Below are 26,439 nucleotides of genomic sequence, written 5' to 3' on the forward strand. Positions count from 1 at the left end.
CTTTTCGCTGGCGGTTCAGGCTGAATTACATCCAATATGGCGGCACGCCGTAATAATCGTAGACGCGGCGGCCGTTTTCCTTGTTCCAGTCGTACTCGTCATTCCCGTGATATTTCGGCGCACTTTCCACCTGTTCGCGGGTGATATCAGTACGATAGCCACCAAGGCTCTCGTCGTAGCTAAGCTTCTGCCACGGAAGCGGATAGTGGTCTTCACCGATACCGAGGAAGCCACCGAAACCGAGCACGGCATAGGAGACACGGCCACTGCGCTTTTCCAGGATGACCCGCTCGATCGAGCCGATGTGCTTTCCGTCCTGGCCATACACGCGGGTACCTTCGACCTTGTCGCTGGCGATCAGGTCGTGCGTTTCCTTGATGCTGGCATCCCGGTTCATGCTTTCCTGGTAAGTCATGATCAGTCTCCGTTTTTGAATGGTATCGCTTGGAAAACGAAGCAAATGCCAGTTGGTTCCGTTCAGAAACCGGTATTTCCGGGCAGCCATTCATTTTTGCAGGGATAGATCGTAAGTTTGTATTGGCCGCCGCCATTCGTCATTGTGTCATGCAAATCACTTAACCCCGGCTCCAGAACAAGTTTCAACGGAGCGGGGCCGATGCGGTACGCCATCTATTTTACGCCGTCGATGTACGATCCCCTGTCGGTCGCCGCGGCAAGCTGGCTTGGCCGCAACGTCTATTCCGGCGAAGCGCCCGAGGCGCCCTCTATCGCCGGTTTCAGCCGGCAGGAGCTGGCGTTTCACACCGCCGTGCCGCGCCGCTACGGATTTCACGGGACGATCAAGGCCCCCTTCCGCCTGCATGACGATACCAGCGAATCGGCACTCTTGAAGGCGCTGATGCATTTTGCCAGCACCATGACGCCGTTTGAGATTCCGCGAATGGAAATCGCACGGCTCGGCGAGTTTTTCGGGCTCGCACCCTCGGTCCCCTGCGAGCAGATGAACCATCTCGCAGCTTCCGTGGTTCAGGTCTTCGATGAATTTCGCGCACCCTTGAGCGATATCGAGATCGAGCGGCGGGATCCGGACCGGTTGACGGCCCCGCAGTTCTCCAATCTCCACCGCTGGGGCTATCCCTATGTGATGGATGAATTCCGTTTTCATATGATGTTGACGGGGCCGGTAAATTCCAAACTCAACGCCCGCTTCGAAACCGCCTTGCGCGATTTCTTCGAGCCGGTGATCGCTGATCCGTTGAAAATTTCCAGCCTTGCCCTGTTCGTCGAGCAGGAACCCGGCGCGCCGTTGCGGGTCCATTCGCAGCATCCGCTCGGCAAGCTTTCGGCGCACCGGCCCGCTGCTGCTTGCGCAAAAGCCAGTGCCTCGGCATTGATCACTGTGCCGCGCATTTCCGAATCAAGGGCGGCTGTGGCTGCCCGCTTGCTGCAGGCGAGCTGCTGAGCCGCAGATGCCGTTCTGACTGTTAAAGCTCCAGCCTCTGCAAGCTTTGGACAGAGCGTTACCGGTCACCATTTTGACTTCGATTTTCCGGTCCCGGATGATACCGTTCCGGCAAATTCGAAGGGTGATTTCATGACAGACCAATCCTATCCACGCGATCTCGTCGGCTATGGCCGCAATCCTCCGCAAGTTCGCTGGCCGGGCGATGCGCGCATCGCCGTGCAATTCGTGGTCAACTATGAAGAGGGGGGCGAGAGCTGCATTCTTGACAGCGACAAGGCATCCGAATCGCTGCTGTCGGAAATCGTCGGCGCACAGCCCTGGGCCGGCCAGCGCAACCTCAATATGGAATCGATCTACGAGTATGGCGCGCGTGCCGGTTTCTGGCGGCTGTGGCGGATGTTTACCAGCCGCAATGTCGATGTCACCGTTTACGGCGTGACGCTGGCCATGGCGCGCAATCCGGAGGCGGTTGCCGCCATGAAGGAAGCGGGTTGGGAAATCGCCAGCCACGGCTATCGCTGGCTGGAGTACAAGGATTTTTCCGAAGACGAGGAACGCAAGCATATCCGCGAGGCCGTGCGCCTTCACACCGAACTGACGGGATCGCACCCGCTTGGCATGTATCAGGGCAAGCCTTCAGACAATACATTGAAGCTGGTGATCGAAGAGGGCGGCTTCGTCTATTCCTCTGACAGCTATGCCGACGAACTACCCTATTGGGTGCCGGGCCTGACCAAGGACAAGCCGCATCTGATCATTCCGTATACGCTCGATGCTAACGACATGCGGTTTGCGACGCCGCAGGGCTTCAATTCCGGCGACCAGTTCTTTGCCTATCTGAAGGACACGTTCGACGTGCTCTATGCGGAAGGTAAGGAAGGCAGCCCGAAGATGATGAATGTCGGTCTGCACTGCCGTCTCGTCGGCCGGCCAGGTCGGGCCGCGGCGCTTGCCCGGTTCGTCGATTACGTTCTAAGCCACGAAAAGGTCTGGACGCCGAAGCGCATCGACATCGCCCGGCACTGGCATGAGCATCACAAGCCGGAAGGTGGCCTGTGATGCTGGCGCGGGACGAGTTTGTCGCGCGGTTTGGCGGCGTATTCGAGCATTCTCCTTGGGTCGCCGAGCGTGCTTTCGACACGGTACCGGATATTTCGCTGACGTCTGACGATGTGCATGAGGCGCTGGTTGCGCCGTTCCGTGCGGCCTCGCATGCCGAGCGGCTGGCGGTTCTCCGCGCTCATCCGGATCTTGCTGGTAAACTCGCCATTGCCGGTGGGCTGACCGAGGATTCCAAGGCGGAGCAGGCTGGGGCAGGGCTTGATCGCCTTAGTGCCTCCGAACATGCGCGGTTTACCGGGTTGAATACCGCCTATACGGAGAAATTCGGCTTTCCTTTCATCATCGCCGTCAAGGGGCTGAACAAGGACGATATTCTGTCTGCCTTCGAAAGGCGGATTGACAATAGCCAGGAAGAGGAATTTGAAACGGCATCTGCGCAGGTCGAGAAGATCGCGCTTTTGCGTTTGCGTTCACTGCTTCCGGGAGAAGACAATGCCTAAGACGAACCCGCCATGCCATTTCACGGCGGCATTGACGATCTGATGCCACATATTCTGACGATCGAGCCGCTGACCCAGGCGGCATTCGCGCCTTTTGGCACTGTTATTGAGGCTGATCCGGAAACGATGCGGCTTATCAACGGTGGATCGACCGAGCGGTTTCATGCGCTTGGACGTGCCGATGTGGCCGGTGACGATGCCCGCGTCATCATCAATATCTTTCGCGGCCAGCCGCGCAGCTTTCCCTACAGTGTGATGATGATGGAGCGCCATCCGCTGGGCTCCCAAAGCTTCTCGCCGATCAGTGGCGGTTCGTGGCTTGCGGTCGTGGCGCCGGATGATGGTGGAAAGCCTGGATTACCGCGGGTCTTTCTGGCCACCGGCGCGCAAGGCGTCAACTATGGCCGCAATGTCTGGCATCATCCGCTGATGGCTGTCGGCGCGGTCAGCGATTTCCTGGTTGTCGATCGTGATGGTCCGGGTAACAATCTCGAAGAGGTTTTCTACGACGAGCCCTTCGTCATCGCCAATCCCTTCTGACGCACGAGGTTCCCATGAGCATGTCCGGCCGCCTGACCACCCATGTCCTCGATACCGCGCTCGGTAAACCGGCCAGAGGCTTGAAGATCGACCTCTTCCTGATCGAGGGTGACGGTCGCCGTCTGCTGCGCACTGTCGAAACCAACAGTGACGGCCGGGTCGATGGCCCGGTGCTTGAGGGCGACGCCTTTGTGGCCGGTACTTATGAGTTGCTGTTCCACGCGGGTGACTATCTGCGTGGGACTGGTGCTGTCTTGGCAGAGCCAGCCTTCCTCGATCTCATTCCGCTGCGCTTCGGCATTGCCGATGCGGCCAGCCACTACCATGTGCCGCTGCTGCTTTCGCCGTTCAGCTATTCGACATACCGGGGTAGCTGAGCCTATTCGGCAATCACGTCCCGGTTGATATCACGGATATCACGCTTGCCGCAGAGCGCCATGGTGATGTCGAGTTCCTTGCGGATGATATCGAGCGTGGTGGTGACACCGGCCTTGCCGCCGGCGCCGAGGCCATAGAGGAACGGGCGGCCGATATAGGTGCCCTTTGCGCCCAAGGCGATAGCCTTCAGTACATCCTGGCCGGAACGGATGCCGCCATCGACATGGACCTCGATCTGGTGGCCGACGGCATCGACGATTTTCGGCAGCATGCTGATCGATGACGGTGCGCCATCCAACTGGCGGCCGCCGTGATTGGAAACGATGATCGCGTCAGCGCCGGTGCGCGCCGCCATCTTGGCGTCCTCGACATCGAGAATGCCCTTCAGGATCAGCGGGCCGCCCCACATTTTCTTGATTTCCTCGACATTTTCCCAGGACAGCTGCGGATCGAACTGTTCGGCGGTCCAGGAAGAGAGGGAGGAGAGATCGGAGACGTTCTTGGCGTGGCCGACGATGTTGCCGAAGCTGCGGCGCTTGGTCCCCAGCATCTGCATGCACCATAGCGGCCGGGTCGCCATCTGCCAGATATGTTTTGGGGTGAATTTCGGCGGGGCTGACAGGCCGTTGCGCAGGTCCTTGTGACGCTGGCCGAGAATCTGCAGGTCGAGCGTCAGGACCAGTGCCGAGCATTTGGCGGCCTTGGCGCGGTCGATCAGGTTCTTGACGAATTCCCGGTCGCGCATGACGTAGAGCTGAAACCAGAAAGGCTTTGTCGTCACCGAGGCAACGTCCTCGATCGAGCAGATGCTCATCGTGGAGAGCGTGAAGGGAACGCCAAATTCCTCGGCCGCCTTCGCCGCCAGCATTTCGCCATCGGCGTGCTGCATGCCGGTCAGGCCGGTCGGAGACAGGGCCACCGGCATCGAGACCTTCTGGCCGATCATCGTGCTTTCGAGCGAGCGGTTGGTCATATCGACCAGCACGCGCTGGCGCAGCTTCATCTTGCGGAAATCCTCTTCGTTGGCCCGGTACGTGCCTTCGGTCCATGCGCCGCTGTCGGCATAGTCAAAGAACATTTTTGGCACGCGGCGCTTGGCGAGTGCCTTGAGGTCACTGATTTCGAGGATTTTGGCCATGGCGCGGGTTTCCAGCTCAACAGATGTTGCCCGGCCATACCATGTTTCGCGAATGCTTGTTAAGAGCCGAATCGAGAAGAGGTAAAAATATTTTACCTCTTTCTCGATGCTCAATCGCCGCCAGCAATTTGCCCGTTCACCGTCGCATGTACCTCACGCGCCTTGGGCGGCTTGGCAAGCCGGCGCCGAAATGTGCCGGGCTTGGTGCCGAACCGGTCATGGAAGGCTTCGTAGAAACGGGAGAGGGAGCCGAAACCCGCCTCGAAGGCAATCGAGGTGATCGGCAGGTCGGTGGAAATCAGCAGCGATTGCGCCGTGTCGAGGCGGTGGCGGACGATCGATTGATTGATGGTCACGCCAACGGTGCGCTTGAAGATGCCCATTGCATAATTTGGGTGAAGGCCGACATCCCTTCCGACATCCTCGGCCGATATGTTTTCCAGCGCATGTTCGGTAATGAAGCGCATCATCCGCTCGACATGGAACATCCGGTCGGCGTCGTGATGTTCGAACGAGGCGATGGCCGAGCCCTGTTCGCGCAGATCGCGCCAGCCCTCGCGGTCGAGACGGCGCACGCGCGCGCCGAGTTCCTCGCGTACGATCTGCTCCAACTCCGCGTCACCGGAGAGCAGTTCCTCGCGCCAGCGCATGAAGACGTCGCGGTCATAGGGCCTGATATCGAGCGCTTCGATCATTGCGCCGCGAAAGACGGCATCGCGAAAACGGCTGAGGCTTGGAAGCGCCAGAAAGACCGACATCGGCACATAGAGGCAGATGAACCGCGTCGGGTCTTTGATATCCGTCACCTGATGCGGGATCATCCCCCAGAACAGGCAGAGCCGTCCTTCCGAAACGCTGAGCTCGCGCCCGTCGAACCAGTAGGTCATCTCGCCTTCCAGCACGAAATTGAGCTCGATCTGACTGTGCATGTGCGGGCCTGCCATGCGCCGCACATTGATGTTGTCGCCGGCGCAGAAACGGTGATCGCCAAACACCACCAGCGGATGGGCCGGATCGCGTTCCGGATGAACCGGTGTCGCTCCGAGCCTGTTCACGAGTTTCGGACGGCGGGTCATTTCATATCCTGCTGATGTTAGGAAACCGGAAGTCTATGCCGAAATGTCGGAAGTAGATTGCGGGTTTCGGCCGCAAGGTCAAGGCGTTCATGCGGGAGAGAGGAACAAGACGACCTGCGGGACGCAACGGCACCACACGCTGATCCTTGGGAGGATATCATGAATTCTTTTAAAGCCGCGCTCGCGCTCGGCTATGCACTGACCGTCTCGACCGCGTTCGCAGGCGAACTCGTCGTCAATTCCGACCAGACCGATCCGGCGCCGAAAAAGGCAATGGAAACCTTGATCGAAGGGTTCAAGGCTGCCCATCCGGACGTCACGGTCAAGTGGAACAATTTCGACCATGAAGGCTACAAGTCGGCGATCCGCAACTTCCTGACGGCGGACGCGCCCGACGTGGTGTCCTGGTATTCCGGCAACCGCATGGCCCCCTTCGTCAAGGCCGGCCTGTTCGAGGATGTCACTGATCTGTGGACCGAAAACAAGCTGGACGACCAGCTGAAATCGGCTGTGAAGTCAATGGAAATCGACGGCAAGAAATGGGGCATTCCCTATTCCTACTATCAGTGGGGCATCTACTACCGCAAAGACATCTTCGCCGAGCAGGGTATCACTCCGCCAAAGACCTGGGCCGAACTGATAGCCGCTTGCGAAAAGATCAAGGCAGCCGGCATGACGCCGTTTGCAATCGGCACCAAGGCCCTTTGGCCGACGGGCGGCTGGTTCGACTATCTCGACCTGCGCGTCAATGGCTACGAATTCCACATGGACCTGACGGCGGGCAAGGTTCCCTACACCGATCCGAAGGTGAAGGCCGTGTTCGAAAAGTGGGGCGAACTGGTCAAGCCCGGCTATTTCATTGAAAACCACGCCGCGATCGACTGGCAGGATGCCATCCCGCAATTCGTCCAGGGCAAGGCGCCGATGTATCTGATGGGCAATTTCGCCGTTGCTGCGATGGTCGATGGCGGGCTGAAGGAAGACCAGATCGGCTTCCTGCAGTTCCCGGAAATCACCGCCGGCATCCCGATGGCCGAGGATGCACCGACCGAATCCTTCCACATCCCGTCGGGTGCGAAGAACAAGGAAGATGCCCGCAAGTTCCTCGCCTATCTGGCAACGCCGGAGGCTCAGACCAAGATGAACGAGGTTCTCGGCCAGCTTCCGGTCAACAACCAGTCGGCCAAGTCGAACGATCCGTTCCTCAAGGCAGGCTTCGAGATGCTGGCCAACGCCTACGCCTTGGCCCAGTTCTACGATCGTGATGCACCGGCTGAAATGGCCAAGGCCGGTATGGAAGGTTTCCAGCAGTTCATGGTCAAGCCTGACAGTGTCGATGCGATCCTTGCACGCCTCGAAAAGGCACGCGGGCGGATTTACAAGTAGCGGCGGTCTCGGAATAACCCTCCCCCTTGTGGGGAGGGTCGGAGCGAAGCGAAGGGGAGGGGTTCTTTTTCTTAAACAGAAGAAAACCCCGCCCCACCCCTCCCCACAAGGGTGAGGGAGTACTCCGAGCATGCCGCGCCTTCATTAATCTCAAATTTTTTTAACAAAAGGGGCCGCGATGAGCAGCACCGTTCCCGCGACAACGAGTTACTGGAAACGCAACCAGCAGCGCCTCGCGCCCTGGCTGTTTCTGGCGCCCGGCATGATCATGTTTTCGATCTATGTGATCATCCCGATCTTTGAATCCATCTGGATCAGTTTCTACGACTGGGATGGCCTTGGGGCAAAGACCTGGATCGGCGTTGCCAATTATGTCGAGCTTCTCGATGACGAGGCGTTCTACACCTCGCTGAAGAACAACATCCTCTGGCTGGTGCTTTATCTGCTGGCGGTTCCGGCCGGTCTTGCCGTGGCGTTGTTTCTCAACCAGACGGTCACCGGCATCCGGCTCTATAAGTCGCTGTTCTTCTTTCCGTTCGTCATCAGCCAGGTGGTCGTCGGCCTGATCTTCACCTGGTTCTATGCCCCGGATTTCGGACTGCTTTCGGCGCTGATCAAGACGGTGACCGGCGAAAGCATCGCCATCCTTGCCGACGAGCGTTACGTGACGCTCGGCATCATCGCCGCTGGCCTCTGGCCACAGATCGCCTATTGCATGATCCTCTATTTGACGGGCCTCAACAACATCAATCCCGAGCAGGTGGAAGCCGCCCGCATGGACGGCGCCAAGGGCTGGTCGCTGCTCTGGAACATCGTCCTGCCGCAACTTGGTCCCGCCACCTTCATCGCCATCGTCGTCACTGTCATTGGGGCGCTGCGCTCCTTCGACCTGGTGTCGATCATGACCGATGGCGGCCCCTATGGATCGAGCCGCGTGTTGTCCTTTTACATGTATGAGCAGGCGCTGTCCGAATACGGCTACCGCATGGGTTACGGCGCGGCGATCGCGGTCGTTCTGTTCATGATCATGATGGTCTTCATCACGATGTTTATCGTGCGCATGCTGATGCAGGAAAGGAACGCCTGATGTTTCCAACGCCTGTCCAGAAGGCTTCCCCCTGGGTGCGCCACGCCTATACGATCATCCTGCCGGTCGCGCTGATCGTCTGGCTCTTGCCGCTGATCGGCGTCGCCATCACCTCGATTCGTCCGTCCGGCGATCTCGCCGCCGGCAACTATTTCGGCATACCCTCGCGCTTTGCCGGTATCGAGAACTACACCGCCGTCTTCCGGGATTCGCCGATCGGCTGGTACATCCTCAATTCCTTCAAGGTGACGATCCCGACGGTGATCGGCGCGGTCGGGCTTGCCTGCCTCTCTGGGTTCGCTTTGGCGGTCTACAAGTTCCGCGCCAACCTGATCCTGTTCTTCCTGTTCGTCGCGGGCAACTTCATTCCATTTCAGATTCTCATGGTGCCGGTGCGCGACATGACGCTGAAAGCGGGGCTCTACGACAGCATTTCCGGTCTGGTGCTTTTCCACATCGCCTTCCAGACCGGCTTCTGCACGCTGTTCATGCGCAACTTCATCAAGTCGCTGCCATTCGCGCTGATCGAATCCGCCCGTGTCGAAGGTGTCAGCGAGTGGCGGATCTTCCGCTATATCGTCCTGCCCTTGATGCGACCGGCCATCGCAGCCCTTTCGGTGCTGGTGTTCACTTTCATCTGGAACGACTATTTTTGGGCGACGGTCCTGGTGCAGGGCCAGCACGCCATGCCGGTGACGGCCGGGCTCTATTCGCTGAACGGCCAATGGATCGCCGCCTGGCATCTGGTCTCGGCCGGCTCGATCGTCGCCGCCATGCCGCCGGTGCTGATGTTCTTCCTGATGCAGAAACACTTCATCGCCGGGCTGACGCTCGGAGCGACCAAGGGATGATCGCCATGTCCTGCTTTTCCACATTTCAACGTACTTCGGGAGGCAAGGCCAATGGCTGATGTCACACTCCACAATGTCAAGAAACAGTTCGGCGCCGTCAGCGTCATCAAGGGCGTGGATCTCACCATCGCCGATGGCGAGTTCTGCGTCTTCGTCGGCCCGTCCGGCTGCGGCAAGTCCACGCTGCTGCGTATGATTGCCGGGTTGGAAGACATCTCCGCCGGTGACCTGAAGATCGGCGGCAAGGACATGACCCATGTCGGCCCGTCCGAGCGCGGCGTTGCCATGGTCTTCCAGTCCTATGCGCTCTATCCGCACATGACTGTTGCCGACAATATCGGTTTCGGCCTACGCATGACCGGTCACGACAAGGGCGAAATCGAAAAACGCACCAAGCATGCGGCAAAGATGCTGCAGCTCGAACCGCTTTTGACCCGCAAGCCCTCGCAGCTTTCCGGCGGCCAGCGCCAGCGCGTCGCCATTGGCCGCGCCATCGTCCGCAACCCGGAAGTCTTCCTGTTCGACGAGCCGCTGTCGAACCTCGACGCGGCACTGCGCGTGCAGATGCGCACCGAGATCAGCACGCTGCATCAGGACCTGAAGGCGACGATGATCTACGTCACCCACGATCAGGTGGAGGCCATGACCATGGCCGACAAGATCGTCGTCTTGAGTGCCGGATCGATCGAGCAGATCGGCTCGCCGCTCGAACTGTATCATAGACCGAAGAATCTCTTTGTTGCCGGCTTCATCGGCTCGCCGAAGATGAATTTTTTGCGGGCCACAGCCGCGCCTGCAGGCGACCAGATCCGGGTGACGTTGCCGGGTGCCATCGATATTCTGTTGCCTGCCGGTAATGCAAAGGTGAGCGAAGGCCAGCCGGTGACGCTCGGTATTCGTCCCGAACATATCGATGCTGATGCCAGGGACGGCGCCATCCTGTCAGCCAAGCTCAGGCTCGCCGAATATCTCGGCTCCGAGACGATGTTCTATGTCAGCCTTGCCGATGGCAGCGATATCGCCGTCAAGGCCGATGGGCTGGCCACGGCCAAACCGGGCACGGATTTCCGCATCGGCATTCCGCCGAAAGCCTGCCACCTCTTCGACGCCGAGGGCGTCGCCATCATCAATAGGGATCTGACGAAGTAATGCTGGGCGTTTGCTATTATCCGGAACATTGGCCAGAGGCATGGTGGGCAAAGGATGCCCGCCGCATGCGCGAGCTTGGTATCTCTTTCGTTCGCATTGGCGAATTCGCGTGGTCGCGGCTGGAGCCAAAGCGCGGCACGTTCGATTTTGACTGGCTCGACCGGGCCATGGATACGCTGGGTGCCGCCGGTCTGAAAGTCGTGCTCGGCACGCCGACGGCGACTCCGCCGAAATGGCTGATGGACGAATATCCGGAGATCGCCCCGGTTGACCAGCAGGGTCATGTCCGCGGCTTCGGTTCGCGCCGGCATTATACATTTTCCTCGGAAGTCTGGTGGCGCGAGAGCGCCCGCATCGTCGAGATCATCGCCAAACGCTACGGCGAGCATCCGGCACTCGATGGCTGGCAGACCGACAACGAGTACGGCTGCCACGACACGACGCAATCCTGGGGGCAGGAAGACCTGAAGGCATTTCGCCGCTGGCTGAGGCTGCGTTACCAGTCGACCGACCAGCTCAACGAAGCCTGGGGCAATGTCTTCTGGTCGATGGAGGTCAACAGTTTCGACGATGTCGTGCTGCCGAACCTGACGGTCACCGAGACCAATCCGGCGGCGCGGCTCGATTTCTGGCGTTTCCAGTCGGGGCAGGTGGCAGCCTATGACACGATGCAGTGCGAGATCATCCGCAAGCATTCTCCGGGCCGTTGGATCACCCATAACTTCATGGGCTTCGTCAATGATTTCGACCATTGGAAGGTCGGCGAGAACCTCGATATCGCCTCCTGGGATAGTTATCCGATCGGCTTTGTCGAAAAATTTCCGTTCAGCCAGGACGAAAAGAACCGCTGGGCGGAGACGTCGCATCCCGACATCGCACCATTTCATCACGACCTTTATCGCGGCGTCGGCCGTGGCCGTTTCTGGGTGATGGAGCAGCAGCCGGGTCCGGTAAACTGGGCGCCGTGGAACCCGGTGCCGAAGCCGGGCATGGTGCGGCTCTGGACCTGGGAGGCGTTGGCGCATGGTGCCGAAGTCGTCAGCTACTTCCGCTGGCGGCAGGCGCCGTTTGCGCAGGAACAGATGCACGCGGGCCTCAATCTGCCGGGATCGGACGAACTGTCGGCCGGCGGCCGCGAGGCGGAGGTCACCGGCCGCGAGATCATCGAGATGGGCGAACTGCCGACAACGGAACAAGCGCCGGTCGCGATCGTCTATGATTACGAAACCTACTGGAGCACCGTCATTCAGCCGCAGGGCAGGGACTTCCAGTATCACGACCTTGCTTTCCGCTGGTATGAGGCCGTGCGCAAGCTCGGGCTCAACGTCGATTTCGTTCCCCCGGGTGCGGCGCTCGACGGCTACAAGCTGGTCCTCGTGCCATCGCTGATGATTGTCTCGGAGGCAGCATTTCAGGCATTTGCCGCGGCGGAGGGCATCGTTCTCTACGGTCCACGCTCCGGCTCGCGCACGCGCCAGTTTTCCATCCCCGACAATCTGCCGCCGGGTCCGCTTGCCGCGCTGACGGGTATTCGCGTTACGCAGGTCTCGTCGCTGCGTCCCGGTCTTGAGGATGCCGTCTCCGGGGCCGTCTCGGGCGCTGCCATCCGCTGGCGGGAATATATCGAGACCGACGGCGAGGTTCTTGCGCATTTCACCAACGGCGATCCGGCATTGTCGGTGAAGGGCCGGCACCACTATCTTGCCTGCTGGCCTGATCAGTCTCTGCTACAACAGACGCTCACCCAACTGGCGGCAAAAGCTGGCCTCGAAACGGTGGCGCTGCCCGACCACATCCGTCTGCGCAAGCGTGGCGGCATGACGTTTGCATTCAATTACGGCACCGAATCCTGGGCAAGCCCGGCCACGGGTACCGTCATTCTCGGCGACATCGACGTGAAGCCGCAGACGGTAGCGGCCTGGCGGAAATAAAACTGGCGTTTTGCCCTTGCGTAAAAAACGATCTCCTCCACAAAAGGAGATCGTTTTTCGCATTGGATTTTTTGAATGAGAGCCAGCCTGAGACAGAAAATCATCGAGGTCTGCGATCGCAAGATCGCGGAAAAAGGACCCGGTGTCGGGCTGTCCTTCTACGCGTTCTTTGCAAACCGCAATGATGATCCTGAGCTGCTGATGGAAGCGGCCGAATGGTGGATCCGGACGCACAGGCTCGACCATTTCGAAAAGGCCGTGAAGATCAAGGCGATGGTGGAGGAGATGGCCTAAGCGGCCAAATCCGCCTTGGCCGCAAGGCCCGCCACATAGGTCTCGACGATTGCCCGGTCGTCACCCATGGTCTGCAGCAGGAACAATTCGTCGGACAACGAATTGACCATCTCCGCCTTCAGCGCCATGGCCGGTGTTGCCGCCATGTTGAGGACGATGAAGTCGGCATCCGTTCCAGGCTCCAGCGTTCCGATCTTGTCTTCCAGCGACAGCGCCCGTGCATTGCCAAGCGTCATGAAATAGGCGCTTTCCAGCGGGTTCAGCCGCTCGCCCTGCAATTGCTGGATCTTGTAGGCCTCGTCCATGGTGCGCAGCATTGAATAGCTGGTACCGCCGCCGATATCGGTGGCGAAGGAGACGCGCACGGGCTTCTCCCGGTTCATCAGCCTTCTCAGCGGAAACAAGCCGGAGCCGAGGAAAAGGTTCGAGGTCGGGCAGTGAACCGCAATCGAGCCGGTCTCGCTCATCGCATCCATTTCGCGCTCGGACAGGTGGATGGCGTGACCAAACAGGGTTTTCGGCCCTAGCAAGCCGTAGCGGGCATAGACATCGGTATAGTCGATGGCCTCCGGATAAAGTGCGCAGGTGAAATCGATCTCGTCGCGGTTTTCGGAGAGATGCGTCTGGACGTGGAGGTCGGGAAATTCGCGCACTAGGGCTGCCGCGGCCGACATCTGTTCCGGTGTCGAGGTGATGGCGAAACGCGGCGTGATGGCCACGTGGTTGCGGCCCTTGCCGTGCCATTGTTCGATCACGGCGCGAGTTTCGTCGTAGCCCATTTCGGGCGTGTCGAGCAGACCTTGCGGGGCGTTGCGGTCCATCATCACCTTGCCCGCGATCATGCGCATGTTACGGTTCAGCGCTTCGGCGAAGAAAGCATCGGCGGAAGCCTTGTGCACGGAGCAGTAGGCAGCGGCGGTCGTCGTGCCGTGGCGGACCATTTCATCAAAGAATTTTCCGGCAATACGCTGAGCATGCGCCGTCTCGACGAAGCGGCATTCCTCGGGAAACGTATAGGTGTTCAGCCATTCCAATAGATTGGCGGCATAGGAGCCGATCACCTGCATCTGCGGGAAGTGCAGGTGGGTATCGATAAAGCCGGGCATGATCAGATGCGGGCAATGGTCGATTTCGGTGACGTCGCCGGGCGCCTGCGTCTTGACGGCGTCATAGCCGCCGCTGGCAAGGATCAGTCCGTTCTCGACTAGCAGAGCGCCATCGGCTTCGTAGATATAGGAAGCGCTATCGTCCAGGCTCGAAGGAGCGCGGGTGAAACTCAGGGTGCGTCCACGGATGAGGGTAGCGGTCATTCTGTCTTGCCTTCCGAAACCGAGCTTTCAAACCATGCGGTCACAAGCTTGCGTTCGTCATTGGTCATGTCGGTGATATTGCCGGGCGGCATCGCATGGCTGCGTCCGGCCTGGATATAGATTTCGCGGGCGTGGGCGGCAATCTCAGCGTCGTTTTCGAGCATCACGCCCTTCGGTGCCCGATTGATGCCTTCATAGACGGGTTCGGCCGAGTGGCACATGGAACAGCGCGTCGAAATGGCGTCCTTCACGGCGGGGAAATGGGCATTGGCGGCGAATTGCTGGAAGGCGGGCGAGACTTCGGCCTTCTCTTCGCCGGTCAGCACTTTTGGCACTGTCGAGAGCCACATGATGACGATGAAGATGATCAGCGTGACGATCCATGTCCAGGTCGGACGTCCCTTTCTGGCATGGGTGGTATTGAACCAGTGCCGGATGGTGACGCCCATCAGGAAGACCAGAGCCGCGATTACCCAATTATAGGCGGTGGCAAAGGCCAGCGGATAGTGGTTCGACAGCATGAAAAAGACGACGGGCAGGGTCAGGTAATTGTTGTGCAGCGAACGCTGCTTGGCGATGACGCCATATTTCGGATCGGGCGTGCGGCCGGCAATCAGGTCGGCGACGACGACGCGCTGGTTCGGCATGATGATGAAAAAGACGTTGGCCGACATGATCGTCGCGGTGAAAGCGCCGAGATGCAGGAAAGCGGCGCGGCCGGTGAACACCTGCGTGTATCCCCATGCCATGATGACGAGCGCCACATAGAGGATGCCCATCAGCGTCCAGGTGTTCTTGCCGAGCGGCGATTTGCACAGGAGATCGTAGAAAATCCAGCCGATCGCGAGCGAACCGATCGAGATCGCAATAGCCGTGGTCGCGGAGATATCCAGCACATGGCGGTCGATCAGGAAGAGATCGGCGCCGCCATAATAGACCAGACAGAGCATGGCGAAGCCGGAGAGCCAGGTCGCATAGCTTTCCCATTTGAACCAGGTCAAGTGCTCCGGCATGGTGGCGGGCGCGACCAGGTATTTCTGGATATGATAGAAGCCACCGCCATGCACCTGCCACTCCTCGCCATAAGCACCAACGGGCAGATGGTCACGCTTCACCAGGCCGAGATCAAGCGCGATGAAGTAGAAGGACGAGCCGATCCAGGCGATTGCCGTGATCACATGCAGCCAGCGAACGGCAAAAGCTAGCCATTCCCAGGCGATGGCAAATTCATACATTGATGTTCCCTTTATGCTTCCTCTGCGCACCTTGCGCAAAAATGCCCGGCGGGGGAAGAGGGCGATGCGGTCGTCAGACGCTATTTGGTGAAGCTGTTGGCTTGCGGGTTGAGTTCGCCGAGAATCCAGTCGCGAAACATGCGGATTTTCGGCGTGTTGCGTCGTGCATGCGGATAGACGACCCAGTAGTTGTGGCCATCGTTGCCGACCAGTTCGAACGGCTGGTAGAGCCTGCCGAGCGCGATGTCGTCCGGGTAGAAATCCGGCGTCAGGATGGCAACACCCTGGCCGGCGATCGCCGCGCGCGCTTCGAAACTCTGGGCTCCAAGCCGGCTGGTCGGCCGTCCCTCCAGATCCGGATCGTCAACACCTGCTGCAGCAAACCACAGCCGCCACCACGGATCGCCAGCATCGATGATCCGCAGTTTCAGAAGGTCACGCGGCTCCTGGATGCCGCCGACCGTTTCGGCAAGCGCCGGGCTCAGCATCGGTGTGAACTCGATGGGCATCAGGGGATGGCTGTCGAGGCCCGGCCAGACGCCGGTTCCTGCGCGGATGGCAAGGTCGGTGGATTCCGCGATGAGGTCGATCACCTTGTCGGTGGTGGTCAGCCGTACGGCGATGTTCGGATGGGCGAGCTGAAAGCTGCCGATGTTGCGGGCGAGCCATTGCGAGGCAAAGGTTGGCGTCGAGTTGATCAACAGGGCGCTGTTGACATCACCGCGCGCCGATAGCACCGCTTCCTGCAGCATCTCGAAAGCTTCGGTAACACGTGGTGCGAGTTGCTCGCCAACATCGGTCAGCACAATCTGCCGTGGCCGCCGCAGGAACAGCGGCTCGCCGACATTCTCCTCGATCAGCTTGATCTGATAGCTGACCGCCGTCTGCGTCATGCCGAGTTCAGCGCCTGCCTTGGTGAAGCTGCCCAGCCTTGCCGCCGCTTCGAACACGCGAAGCGCATTGAGCGGAAACTGTTTCGACATTTTCATGGATAAGTTCTCTTAATGCATGCTGACGGTTGTTCGATTGGAATTGGAGCATGTTTGCGCGCATGCTGCAATCACATTCACGAAAACAACAGGTGCCGTCATGGATTGCCAAGCAATTGAAAGATATCAACCAATGTCGCGCAAGCGCAGCGAGGGATGGCGCTCCGTGCTGGCAAGACTGCTCTGCGGGTTTCAACCACGCTACCCGAGGCTCGATCTCGAAGTGATGTCCGAATACATGAAGAGAGACTTGGGATTCATGGACGGTCGCGACCCGCGTGAGGATTCGGATATGACGCGATAGACCCTGTTTGCCGCCGGACATATTCAGAAGGTCCGGCGGTGTGATGTCAGCGTGGTACGCCCAGTTCGCCGCGTTCCAATTGTTCGAGATAGATGAATTCCGGCGCCTCGACCCCGGCCTTGGCGCGGATCTCGACCAACCGGTCGGACTCGAAAAATGCTCTCGCCGCATCGAGTGAACTCCATAACGCATAATGGACGATCCGGTTGGGGTCGGTATCGTATTTCAGCACTTGATAGGCGATCTCACCGGCCTCGCGGCGGATGCCGGCAGCGGCGTCGAAAATTGCCTTCCAGGCGGGGTAATCGGCGACCTCATGGATGATCAGAACGTAGGGCATGGTTTTCCTTCGATGGATTGGAGGGAGCGTCGCATCATGCCTTTGCCGTGAATGTAGCATTGGCTCTGGAACGGCGTGTATTTGTTTGCAGGGGACGCCCTCTTCAACGGCTTGTCCGGCCAGGGATTGATGCCGTCGCGCAGCCAGAGTAGGCTATCCAGCCAGAAGCCGGCGGCGTGGCGTTTGTGAAAGAGGCTGAAATGGCCGATGCGGTCGAAGCCAAGATCTGTCGGTGACAAGGCGGCTTCGGCAGGACTGGCATTTTCATAATACTTGAGCGCCCGGCGAATGGCATTCGAGGTGCCGATGTCATCATCCGTCACTCCGATCGCCAGAATGTCGGCGGTGACGGCAGAGAACCGCCTCAAAATATCCGGCCGGTCTTCGCGCCGATGGGTAAGTTCCATGCGGGCGCGGCGAAAACTCCAGTCTCTCGCCACCCCTGCCGGAAGGTCTTCCAGCCAGCCGAGCATCCTGCCGGGGAAATATCCGCATATCGCCGTCAGGAGCGGCATGGCGAGATGCCATTTTAAAAACAGGCGCAGGCGTTGATCTCCGGCATAGTCGCGCCAATAGGCATATTGGGCGCCGACAGTGAGCATGCGGTCGACCAGCGGCGCGTTTTCCGCAAAGCCGGGCAGGAACCCGCCGATGCTGTGGCCGACCACGAGCCTGGGGCCATCCTGTCTATGGGTGTCCAGAAAGGCGAGGGCTGCAACGAAATCCAGTTCACCCCAATCCGCCCAGCGATAGGTGCAGCCGCGCAGTGTGGCGGGCCGCGACTGGCCAATGCCGCGATAATCATAGGTCAGCACCGTGAAACCGTGACCGGCAAGAAACCGCGCATAGGCGTGATAGTAGCGCGCCAGCACGCCGGTTGCCGGATTGATGATGACGCTGCCGAAATCGCCGTTACCCGTGCCTCTCCAGACATGGCCGCCAAGCCGGACGCCGTCTGCGCAGACAATCCCGACGGGCCAGCCGTCCATCTCCAGCATGATCGTTCTCCGGCGGTTTCGATGGCTTTATCGTAGGCGAGAGCATTGCTTGTGTATATTCACTGGTCGGTATACATTGAAGTATGAGCACATCGGCACTTCCCACCCGCGACCGTATTGTTTCCGCTGCCTCAAAGCTGTTTTACAGCGAGGGCATCCGTGCCGTCAGCGTCGATGCGGTGGCGGAAAAGGCGGGAGTGACCAAGCGCACGCTTTACTACCATTTTGACAGCAAGGACGACCTGATCGCCGCTTATCTGGAAGAGCGTGACCAGCCAAATCTGGCCCTGTTCAAGCGATGGTTTTCAGAAACGGAAGGCGATGTCGCCGACAAGGTGCGAGGTATCTTCTTCAATCTGGCGGTTGCAGCCCGGCATCCGCGCTGGAAGGGCTGCGGGTTTCTGAGAACGTCGGCCGAGCTTGCCAATATGCCCGGTCATCCGGCGATGAAGATCGGTGCCGCGCACAAGCGGCGGGTTGAGGACTGGTTGAACAGCACCTTCGAGGCGGCGGAATTGGGTGCGCAGGCGCGGATGCTTGCCCGGCAGACGATCCTGCTGCTGGACGGCTCTTTTGCCGTCGTCCTCCTGCATCGGGACCCCTCCTATATGGAAACAGCGGGCGAGGCCGCACATGCGCTGATCCGTGCCTCCATGCCGCGTCCGTAGAGGCTACCGCGCATGCAGCGCGACGAGAATCTCTGCCGCAGTCATGGCAGCGATCACCGAGGGGCGCTTGTCGCTGACGGCCTTGCCGCCGATGGGCAGGACGAGCCTGCCGATCGCCTCGTCGCCGAGGCCGTCCTTCTTCGCCCAGTTTGAGAACGTTGCACGCTTGGTCCTGGAGCCGATCATGCCCACGTAAGCAAGGTCGTCGCGGGCGAGTGCTTCCCTGGCAATGAGGAAATCCAGCGCGTGATCATGTGTGAGGATAACCACGGCAGAACCCGGCGCGATCTCCTTGACGATCGCCTCCGGCATGGCAACCAGGCGATGGCTGGCACCGGCCGACATCAGGTCGAGTTCATTCTTCCGGGTTTCCACCGCGTAGGTCTTCAGCGGTAAAAGCAGGAGTGCGTCTGCCAGTGCGCGCCCGACATGGCCGGCCCCGAACAGCCAGACCTCCGGCAGGGCCTGCAATCGTTGCCTCAGTTTCCGGTCGAGTGCTGCGCGGGTGGCGTCATCGCCGATCCGGAATGTCAGAACCACGCGGCCCCCGCAGCATTGGCCGATATCGGGGCCGAGCGGGATGTCCATCTCCAACTGGTCATTCACACCTGCGAGCAATGCTCGTGCATGGTCGATCGCCATATGCTCCATCTGGCCGCCGCCGATCGTACCATGCGTGTCTGCCGGAGAGACCAGCATGACCGTGCCGGCTTCGCGGGGTGTCGATCCGAAGGTCTGCTTGATCTCGACGATGACCAGCTTGTATTCGCGCGCAAGGAACGCTTCGAGGCTGTCGATTGCAAAGTTCATTTCAAGGCTCTTTATGCTCTTCCTGTCCGCAGGCGCTCGACGGCCATCAGGATGCGTTCCGGAGTGGCCGGTGTATCGAGCCGCGGGCATTCGCGGTAATCGGCGACACTGGCAACCGCCATCGACAGGGCTTCGAGAACCGAGATCGGCAGCATGAATGGCGGCTCGCCGACAGCTTTCGAGCGGCCGATGGTCATCTCGGCATTTTCGGCCCATTCCGCCAGCTTGACGTTGAAGATCTTTGGCCGGTCGGAGGCGAGCGGAATCTTGTAGGTCGATGGCGCGTGGGTGCGCAGTCGCCCCTTGGCATCCCACCACAATTCCTCGGTCGTCAGCCAGCCCATGCCCTGCACGAAAGCGCCCTCGACCTGACCGATATCGATCGCCGGATTGAGCGACTTGCCGACATCGTGCAGCACATCGACCCGGTCGACCATATATTCGCCGGTGAGCGTATCGATAGAAACTTCTGAGACCGAGGCGCCATAGGCGAAATAATAGAACGGCGTCCCACGGCCGGTATTGCGGTCCCAGTGGATTTTCGGTGTCTTGTAAAAGCCTGCCGCCGAGAGTTGTACGCGGGCAAAATAGGCCTGCTTGATGAAGGCTGGGAAGGGCACCAACTCATCGCCGATCTTCACATGATTGGGTACGAAAGTGATGTTTTCTCGCTCGGTCTGCCAGCGTTCGGCGGCGAAATCGACAAGCCGCTCCTTGATCTGCCGGGCGGCATCATAGGCCGCCATGCCGTTCAAATCCGACCCGGAGGAGGCGGCGGTTGCCGACGTGTTCGGCACTTTGCCGGTGGTGGTCGCGGTGATCTTGACGTTGGTGATGTCGACCTGAAAACTGTCGGCCAGAACCTGCGCCACCTTGGTATAGAGCCCCTGGCCCATTTCGGTGCCGCCATGGTTCAGGTGGATCGAGCCGTCCTGATAGACATGCACCAGCGCGCCCGCCTGGTTGAAGGCGGTCATGGTGAAAGAAATGCCGAATTTGACCGGTGTCAGCGCGATACCCTTGCGGATGATGCGGCTGGTCTTGTTGAAGTCGATGACCGCCTTGCGCCGCGCCTGATAATCGGCGCTCTCTTCCAGCTCCGCGACAATGCGGTGGATGATGTTGTCTTCAACCTGCTGATGGTAGGGCGTCAGGTCACGGCCGGAGCCTTTTTCGCCGTAGAAATTCACCTTGCGGATATCGAGCGGGTCCTTGCCCAGCGCATAGGCGATCTCCTCGATGATTCGCTCGCCGCCGACCATGCCCTGCGGCCCGCCGAACCCGCGATAGGCGGTGTTGGAGACGGTGTGGGTCTTTAGGGGTTGCGAGGTCAGTTTTACATGCGGATAGAAATAGGAACTGTCGGCATGGAACAGCGCACGGTCGGTGACCGGGCCGGACAGGTCCGAGGAATAACCGCAGCGGGCGGCATAGTTCGCCTTGACCGCATGGATACGGCCGTCGTCATCGAAGCCGACATCGTAATCGACAAGGAAGTCGTGCCGCTTGCCGGTCGCGGTCATGTCCTCGTCGCGGTCCGGCCGGAATTTCACGGCGCGCTTCAGTTTCTTCGCGGCCACTGCGGCGAGTGCCGCAAACTGGTTGCCTTGTGTCTCCTTGCCGCCAAAACCGCCGCCCATGCGCCGGACCTGCACGGTCACGGCGTTGGATGGGACCCCAAGCACGTGGCCAACCATATGCTGCACTTCGCTCGGGTGCTGGGTGGACGACCAGACGGTGATCTCGTCGTCCTCGCCCGGAATGGCCATGGCGATATGGCTTTCGAGATAGAAATGCTCCTGTCCGCCGATCCGCATCCGGCCGGCCAGGCGGTGCGGGGAGAGCTCAAGCTCCGCTTCGGCATCGCCCCGCGACAATGTCAGCGGCTTGGTGACAAGCTCGGCGCCGTTCTCCAGTGCGTCGAGAATATCTGTGTGATGCGGCAGGTCGCGATAGATGATTTTTGCCTTGCGGGCAGCCCTTCGGGCAATGTCACGTGTCTCGGCGATTACGGCAAATGTGGGCTGCCCGTGGAATTGCACCAGACCTTCGGCCAGCACCGGCTCGTCATCGAGATGGCTGGGGCTGATATCGTTGGAATGCGGCATGTCTTTTGCGGTCAAAACACAGACGACGCCGGGCGTTGCCTCGACGTCGGACAGGTCCATCGAAACGATCTCGGCATGGGCGCGGTCGGTCATGCCCAAAGCGCCATGCAGCGTACCTGCCGGTTCCGGAATGTCGTCGATATAGTCGGCTGTGCCCGAGACGTGCTTGTGGGCGCTGTCGTGGCGCAAATTCGAATGCATGGAACCGGCGATGGTCTTGCGTTCCTCGAAGGTGGAGTTGTCCATCAGTAGGTTCCTTCGCTTCTTTCTCTTCTCCCCAGCGGGGAGACGGTGGCCCGAAGGGCCGGATGAGGGGGAGCCGCACAAACTGGACTTTGCCGCAAGACCCCATCATCACCTCGTTCCACTCGCCACTTCTCCCCGCTGGGGAGAAGAGGAAAACCGCCGCCCGCACTCATGCCGTCACCTCAAAGCGGACGAGTTCCGCCTTTTGTCCCGAAGTTTCCAAAAAGAACCGCAACAGAAGGTTCTTCGCCGTCAGCATGCGATAGGCGGCCGTGGCCCGCCAATCCGTCAGAGGCTGGTAATCGGCATCAAATGCGGCCTGAGCGGTCTTAACGGTTTCCTCGTTCCAGAGGTTCCCGACCAACGCTTTTTCGACATTGGAGGCCCGCTTTGGTGTCCCGGCCATGCCGCCGAAGGCGATCCGGGCGGAGGCGACGGTGTTGTCACTGTTGAGCGAAAGGCGGAAAGCGCCGCAGAGCGCTGAGATATCCTCGTCACGGCGTTTGGAGATCTTGTAGACAGCGAAATGATCGTCCGCAGGCAAATGCGGCACGAAAATGCTTTCGACGAATTCGCCGGGTTTACGATCCTGGCGGCCATATTCGATGAAATAGGCTTCGAGGGGCACGGTTCGCTGCCCGGTTTTCGAACCCAGATTGACGCTGGCGCCAAGCGCGATCAGTGGCGGCGGCGTATCGCCGATCGGCGAGCCGTTGGCGACGTTACCGCCGATCGTGCCCATGTTACGCACCTGCTCGCCGCCCAGCCGGTCGAGCATGCGGCCAAAGGCGGGATAACGGGCGGAAATGGCTGAAAAGGCGGTGGAATAGCTGACGCTGGCCCCGATCAGGATGCCATCCGCCGTTTCTCGGATGAACTGCAAATCTTCCAGGCCGTTGATGAAAATGACCGGATTGAGCGCGCGCATCTGCTTGGTGACCCAAAGCCCGACATCGGTGGACCCGGCAACGATGGTCGCCTGCGGATGATCCGCCAGCGTATCGGCAAGATCGGCTGCGGTGCCGGGCACGATCAGAGTGGCATCACCGCTTGTCATGCGGATCGTTTGTGGCGAGCGGATTGCGGTCAGCTTGGTGATGATCTCGTTCCGGGCCTTGACGATCGGGTCGAACACGGCATCGGGTCTGGCCTTCGCCACGGCTTCCGCCGCCTTGACGATCGGCTCGTAGCCCGTGCATCGACAGAGATTGCCTTGCAGCGCCTTTTCGATATCGGCCCGGCCTGGATTGTCCTTCGATAGCCAGAGGCCATAGAGCGACATGATGAAACCGGGCGTGCAGAAGCCGCATTGGGATCCGTGATAGTCAACCATCGCCTGCTGAACCGGATGCAGCGTTCCATCCTTTGCCGCCAGATGTTCGACGGTGACGACATGAGTGGCGTTCAGCGAGCCGGTGAACCGGATGCAGGCATTGACGCTTTCGTAAACGAGTTCACCGGCCGATAGCCGTCCTACCAACACGGTGCAGGCGCCGCAATCTCCTTCGGCGCAGCCTTCCTTGGTGCCGGTCATACGCTTTTCGAGGCGCAGAAAATCGAGCAGCGTCGCGGTTGGCTGCACGGTGGTGAGCGCAATCTCCCGATCGTTCAGGATAAAACGGATGCTGCCGGACGACTGTGTCATTCTGTCTCTTCTTTTCATTTCGACTCTTGAAACTATGCCCAAAACCGGCACCCTGACAATTGTGTTTTTGCCGTTTTCCGCCCGGTCTTTCAGGTGAGCGCGGACATCTGGATTTGCGTTTTGTTTTCGTTTGACATTCGTTTTTGTATCGTATTGAAGTTTTTGAAATGGCTCGCGGCCTCCGAGGAGGGGCCGTGGAGATAAGAAACGCCGGGAGGGGCAGCATGGCCGGATATGTTCTCGCAATCGATCAGGGCACGACATCGAGCCGTGCGATCGTGTTCGACAAGAACCAGAAAATTGCGGGCTCCGGACAAAAGGAATTCAAACAGCATTTTCCGAAATCCGGCTGGGTCGAGCATGACCCGGAGGAGATCTGGGAGACCGTCGTCTGGGCAATCAAGGAAGCGATCAGCAAGGCCGGTATCCAGGCCAGCGATCTTTCGGCCATCGGTATTACCAATCAGCGCGAGACCGTCGTCGTCTGGGAGCGCGACAGCGGCAAAGCGATTCACAATGCCATCGTATGGCAGGACCGGCGCACCGCATCCTATTGCGACAAGCTGAAACGTCAGGGGTTGGAGAAGACCTTCACCAAGAAGACCGGCCTGCTGCTCGATCCGTATTTTTCCGGCACGAAGTTGTCCTGGATGCTGGCCAACGTCAAAGGTGCCCGCACGCGTGGTTCCCGGGGCGATCTCTGCTTTGGCACCGTCGATACTTTCCTGATATGGCGGTTGACCGGCGGCAAATCCTTCGTCACCGACGCGACCAATGCCTCGCGCACGCTGATGTTCAACATCGCCACCAATGACTGGGACCGCGAACTGCTCGACATTCTGCGTGTGCCGGAAGCAATGCTGCCGCAGGTTCTCGACTGCGCTGCCGATTTCGGCGTGACGGACGCTTCTATCTTCGGCGCTGAAATTCCGATCCTCGGTGTCGCCGGCGATCAGCAGGCCGCAACCATCGGCCAGGCCTGTTTCCAGCCCGGCATGATGAAATCCACCTATGGCACTGGCTGCTTTGCACTTTTGAACACCGGCAAGGACATCGTCCGCTCAAAGAACCGGCTTCTGACAACCATCGCCTACCGCCTTGACGGCGAAACCACCTATGCGCTCGAAGGCTCGATCTTCGTTGCCGGTGCCGCCGTGCAGTGGCTGCGGGATGGTCTGAAAGTGATCAAGGCAGCGCCCGATACAGGCACGCTGGCTGCAAGTGCTGATCCCTCGCAGGAAGTTTATCTCGTTCCTGCCTTTACCGGCCTTGGCGCGCCGCATTGGGATCCCGATGCGCGGGGCGCCATCTTTGGCATGACGCGCAATACCGGCCCAGCCGAGTTTGCCCGCGCAGCCCTTGAGGCCGTTTGTTACCAAACGCGCGACCTGCTCGATGCGATGCACAAGGACTGGAAGAGCGACGGCCGAGAAACCGTGCTGCGTGTCGATGGCGGCATGGTTGCCTCCGACTGGACGATGCAACGCCTGTCCGATCTGCTCGATGCGCCGGTCGACCGGCCGACCATTCTGGAAACAACGGCGCTCGGCGTTGCCTGGCTTGCCGGCAGCCGGGCAGGGGTCTGGCCGAACCAGAAGGATTTCGCCAAGTCCTGGGCAAGGGACCGACGGTTCGAGCCGGAGATGGACGAGGCAACACGGAAGGCCAAGATCAAGGGCTGGAAGGATGCCGTGCGGCGGACCCTGAGCGAATAATTCTGGCTTGCCGGGATTTTGCAAACTATCCTGCAGCATGAAACACACCGTTTCAACGGAAGGCCTGTGCCATCGCCCGATACGTGACTATTTGTGATGCCAAACAATAGCTTCGCCCCAAATCGGGCTGATCAGACAGGCAGGACATCATGGAACTCGGTCTTTACACATTCGGCGATGTTCATCCGCAGGCACCACAGGGGCGTGGCAGAGAGGGCGAGGAGCGCGTGCGCCATCTGATCGAGGAAATCGAGCTGGCCGACCAGGTCGGGCTCGATGTCTTCGGCTTGGGCGAGCATCACCGATCGGATTATGTCGCGTCGGCGCCGGCTATGATCCTCGCGGCTGCCGCCGCGCGGACGAAAAACATCAAGCTGACCAGCGCCGTCACCGTGTTGAGTTCGGATGATCCTGTCCGGGTGTTCCAGCAATTTGCAACGCTCGACCTGATTTCCAATGGTCGTGCCGAGATCATGGCGGGGCGGGGTTCGTTCATCGAATCCTTCCCACTGTTCGGCTATGATCTCGAAGATTACGATCAGCTGTTTTCGGAAAAGCTGGATCTGCTCCTGGCGATCCGCGATGGCGAGGTCGTCACTTGGTCTGGCGAGAAGCGGGCTCCGATCAACGGCCGAGGTGTCTATCCGCGGCCCGTCAACGATCCGCTACCGGTCTGGGCCGCGGTTGGCGGCACGCCGCAATCGGTGGCGCGGGCTGGCGTCCTCGGCCTGCCGGTGGCACTGGCGATCATCGGTGGCGAACCGGCGCGTTATGCACCTTTGTTCGATCTCTACCGCGAAGCTGCGCGCCGGGCAGGGCAGGATGCGTCGAAACTGAAAACCAGCATCAATGTCCATGGTTTCATTGCCGATACCAATGAAAGGGCCGGTGATCAGTTCTATGGTCCGCAGGCAGAGGTCATGAACCGGATTGGGCGGGAGCGCGGCTGGGGACCGACCAGCCGGGCGCATTTCAACCAGTCGATCGGGCCGAACGGCAATCTCTTCCTCGGGGACCCAGATACGGTGGCGGAAAAGATCATCCGGCACCAGAAGATCTTCAAGAATGACCGTTTCCTGCTGCAGATGGCGATCGGCCTGATGCCGCATGACCAGATCCTGCGCGGCATCGAACTCTACGGCACGAAGGTGGCGCCGTTGGTGCGCGCCGCGTTGGCTAAGGAGAAGAAACAGACAGAAACCACCTGACGGCAGTGATTTTCCTCTGGTCTGCGTCTGGATTGGCCGCTTTCG

At 59.8% G+C, this 26,439-nt stretch carries 25 protein-coding genes; 14 read left to right on the forward strand and 11 right to left on the reverse strand.

Annotation, left to right across the window (positions count from 1 at the left end; translation table 11 throughout):
• Positions 1 to 25: 25 nt before the first annotated feature.
• A complete protein-coding gene (locus ASD36_RS18925; RefSeq protein ID WP_060506066.1) occupies positions 26 to 415 on the reverse strand; it encodes a PRC-barrel domain-containing protein in 390 nt (129 codons plus the stop codon).
• 201 nt (positions 416 to 616) lie between these two features.
• Between ASD36_RS18925 and ASD36_RS18930 the strand changes: the two genes are divergently transcribed.
• The 5 genes from ASD36_RS18930 to uraH all read left to right on the forward strand — a co-directional run bounded on the left by ASD36_RS18930 (position 617) and on the right by uraH (position 3,905).
• Positions 617 to 1,423, forward strand: a complete 807-nt coding sequence (locus ASD36_RS18930) for a DUF1045 domain-containing protein (RefSeq protein ID WP_060505822.1) — start codon at positions 617 to 619, stop codon at positions 1,421 to 1,423.
• Between the two features lie 132 nt (positions 1,424 to 1,555).
• Complete coding sequence (gene puuE, locus ASD36_RS18935) at positions 1,556 to 2,485, forward strand: allantoinase PuuE (RefSeq protein WP_060505821.1); 930 nt, start codon at positions 1,556 to 1,558, stop codon at positions 2,483 to 2,485.
• Positions 2,485 to 2,988, forward strand: a complete 504-nt coding sequence (gene uraD / locus ASD36_RS18940; RefSeq protein ID WP_060505820.1) for a 2-oxo-4-hydroxy-4-carboxy-5-ureidoimidazoline decarboxylase — start codon at positions 2,485 to 2,487, stop codon at positions 2,986 to 2,988. Before puuE ends, uraD begins: the two co-directional genes overlap by 1 nt.
• A 42-nt stretch (positions 2,989 to 3,030) precedes the next feature.
• Complete coding sequence (locus ASD36_RS18945) at positions 3,031 to 3,528, forward strand: ureidoglycolate lyase (RefSeq protein ID WP_060506065.1); 498 nt, start codon at positions 3,031 to 3,033, stop codon at positions 3,526 to 3,528.
• Positions 3,529 to 3,548: 20 nt separating this feature from the next.
• Positions 3,549 to 3,905: a hydroxyisourate hydrolase gene (uraH, locus tag ASD36_RS18950; protein ID WP_060506064.1), complete on the forward strand. Its 357-nt coding sequence runs from the start codon at positions 3,549 to 3,551 to the stop codon at positions 3,903 to 3,905.
• 2 nt (positions 3,906 to 3,907) lie between these two features.
• Here the strand turns inward: uraH and ASD36_RS18955 are convergent, their stop codons facing one another.
• A complete protein-coding gene (locus ASD36_RS18955; protein ID WP_060505819.1) occupies positions 3,908 to 5,044 on the reverse strand; it encodes an alpha-hydroxy acid oxidase in 1,137 nt (378 codons plus the stop codon).
• A 110-nt stretch (positions 5,045 to 5,154) separates the two neighbouring features.
• Positions 5,155 to 6,120: a helix-turn-helix domain-containing protein gene (locus tag ASD36_RS18960; RefSeq protein WP_060505818.1), complete on the reverse strand. Its 966-nt coding sequence runs from the start codon at positions 6,118 to 6,120 to the stop codon at positions 5,155 to 5,157.
• 159 nt (positions 6,121 to 6,279) lie between these two features.
• On the opposite strand from ASD36_RS18960, the gene ASD36_RS18965 reads away from it, so the two are divergent.
• The 6 genes from ASD36_RS18965 to ASD36_RS18990 all read left to right on the forward strand — a co-directional run bounded on the left by ASD36_RS18965 (position 6,280) and on the right by ASD36_RS18990 (position 12,818).
• On the forward strand, positions 6,280 to 7,506 hold the full coding sequence (locus ASD36_RS18965) for an extracellular solute-binding protein (RefSeq protein ID WP_060505817.1): 1,227 nt from the start codon (positions 6,280 to 6,282) through the stop codon (positions 7,504 to 7,506).
• A gap of 178 nt (positions 7,507 to 7,684) precedes the next feature.
• Positions 7,685 to 8,593, forward strand: a complete 909-nt coding sequence (locus tag ASD36_RS18970) for a sugar ABC transporter permease (RefSeq protein ID WP_060505816.1) — start codon at positions 7,685 to 7,687, stop codon at positions 8,591 to 8,593.
• Positions 8,593 to 9,444 (forward strand): carbohydrate ABC transporter permease, encoded by an 852-nt coding sequence (locus ASD36_RS18975; protein ID WP_060505815.1) that lies wholly within the window; start codon positions 8,593 to 8,595, stop codon positions 9,442 to 9,444. Before ASD36_RS18970 ends, ASD36_RS18975 begins: the two co-directional genes overlap by 1 nt.
• A 51-nt stretch (positions 9,445 to 9,495) precedes the next feature.
• Positions 9,496 to 10,593, forward strand: coding sequence for a sn-glycerol-3-phosphate ABC transporter ATP-binding protein UgpC (ugpC, locus tag ASD36_RS18980; protein ID WP_060505814.1), 1,098 nt, complete (start codon positions 9,496 to 9,498; stop codon positions 10,591 to 10,593).
• Positions 10,593 to 12,524, forward strand: coding sequence for a beta-galactosidase (locus ASD36_RS18985; protein WP_060505813.1), 1,932 nt, complete (start codon positions 10,593 to 10,595; stop codon positions 12,522 to 12,524). The genes ugpC and ASD36_RS18985 overlap by 1 nt, the downstream gene beginning before the upstream one ends.
• A 75-nt stretch (positions 12,525 to 12,599) precedes the next feature.
• Positions 12,600 to 12,818 (forward strand): DUF6500 family protein, encoded by a 219-nt coding sequence (locus ASD36_RS18990; protein ID WP_060505812.1) that lies wholly within the window; start codon positions 12,600 to 12,602, stop codon positions 12,816 to 12,818.
• Here the strand turns inward: ASD36_RS18990 and guaD are convergent.
• The 5 genes from guaD to ASD36_RS19020 form a co-directional block, all read right to left on the reverse strand.
• Positions 12,815 to 14,128 (reverse strand): guanine deaminase, encoded by a 1,314-nt coding sequence (gene guaD, locus ASD36_RS18995; protein WP_060505811.1) that lies wholly within the window; start codon positions 14,126 to 14,128, stop codon positions 12,815 to 12,817. The genes ASD36_RS18990 and guaD overlap by 4 nt on opposite strands.
• Positions 14,125 to 15,363 (reverse strand): urate hydroxylase PuuD, encoded by a 1,239-nt coding sequence (gene puuD, locus ASD36_RS19000; RefSeq protein WP_060505810.1) that lies wholly within the window; start codon positions 15,361 to 15,363, stop codon positions 14,125 to 14,127. The genes guaD and puuD overlap by 4 nt, the downstream gene beginning before the upstream one ends.
• A gap of 80 nt (positions 15,364 to 15,443) precedes the next feature.
• The gene (locus ASD36_RS19005) at positions 15,444 to 16,352 is read right to left on the reverse strand and encodes a LysR substrate-binding domain-containing protein (RefSeq protein WP_060505809.1); all 909 of its coding nucleotides are present in this window, start codon (positions 16,350 to 16,352) and stop codon (positions 15,444 to 15,446) included.
• Positions 16,353 to 16,702: 350 nt separating this feature from the next.
• Positions 16,703 to 16,996: an antibiotic biosynthesis monooxygenase gene (locus ASD36_RS19015; RefSeq protein WP_060505807.1), complete on the reverse strand. Its 294-nt coding sequence runs from the start codon at positions 16,994 to 16,996 to the stop codon at positions 16,703 to 16,705.
• A complete protein-coding gene (locus ASD36_RS19020; protein ID WP_082512262.1) occupies positions 16,981 to 17,994 on the reverse strand; it encodes an alpha/beta fold hydrolase in 1,014 nt (337 codons plus the stop codon). Before ASD36_RS19020 ends, ASD36_RS19015 begins: the two co-directional genes overlap by 16 nt.
• A gap of 83 nt (positions 17,995 to 18,077) precedes the next feature.
• Between ASD36_RS19020 and ASD36_RS19025 the strand changes: the two genes are divergently transcribed.
• Entirely contained in the window at positions 18,078 to 18,662 is a 585-nt protein-coding gene (locus tag ASD36_RS19025) for a TetR/AcrR family transcriptional regulator (protein ID WP_060505806.1), read from the forward strand.
• 3 nt (positions 18,663 to 18,665) lie between these two features.
• On the opposite strand, the gene xdhC is transcribed toward ASD36_RS19025, so the two are convergent.
• The 3 genes from xdhC to xdhA form a co-directional block, all read right to left on the reverse strand.
• Positions 18,666 to 19,472 (reverse strand): xanthine dehydrogenase accessory protein XdhC, encoded by an 807-nt coding sequence (gene xdhC, locus ASD36_RS19030; protein WP_060505805.1) that lies wholly within the window; start codon positions 19,470 to 19,472, stop codon positions 18,666 to 18,668.
• An 11-nt stretch (positions 19,473 to 19,483) separates the two neighbouring features.
• On the reverse strand, positions 19,484 to 21,826 hold the full coding sequence (xdhB, locus tag ASD36_RS19035; protein ID WP_060505804.1) for a xanthine dehydrogenase molybdopterin binding subunit: 2,343 nt from the start codon (positions 21,824 to 21,826) through the stop codon (positions 19,484 to 19,486).
• A 169-nt stretch (positions 21,827 to 21,995) separates the two neighbouring features.
• On the reverse strand, positions 21,996 to 23,471 hold the full coding sequence (xdhA, locus tag ASD36_RS19040) for a xanthine dehydrogenase small subunit (RefSeq protein WP_060505803.1): 1,476 nt from the start codon (positions 23,469 to 23,471) through the stop codon (positions 21,996 to 21,998).
• 224 nt (positions 23,472 to 23,695) lie between these two features.
• On the opposite strand from xdhA, the gene glpK reads away from it, so the two are divergent.
• Both glpK and ASD36_RS19050 read left to right on the forward strand, forming a co-directional pair.
• A complete protein-coding gene (glpK, locus tag ASD36_RS19045) occupies positions 23,696 to 25,186 on the forward strand; it encodes a glycerol kinase GlpK (protein WP_060505802.1) in 1,491 nt (496 codons plus the stop codon).
• 149 nt (positions 25,187 to 25,335) lie between these two features.
• On the forward strand, positions 25,336 to 26,394 hold the full coding sequence (locus tag ASD36_RS19050; protein WP_060511741.1) for an LLM class flavin-dependent oxidoreductase: 1,059 nt from the start codon (positions 25,336 to 25,338) through the stop codon (positions 26,392 to 26,394).
• Positions 26,395 to 26,439: the final 45 nt, after the last annotated feature.

The sequence above is a fragment of the Rhizobium sp. Root1334 genome (assembly GCF_001426665.1).
In the GTDB taxonomy this organism is placed as follows: domain Bacteria; phylum Pseudomonadota; class Alphaproteobacteria; order Rhizobiales; family Rhizobiaceae; genus Pararhizobium.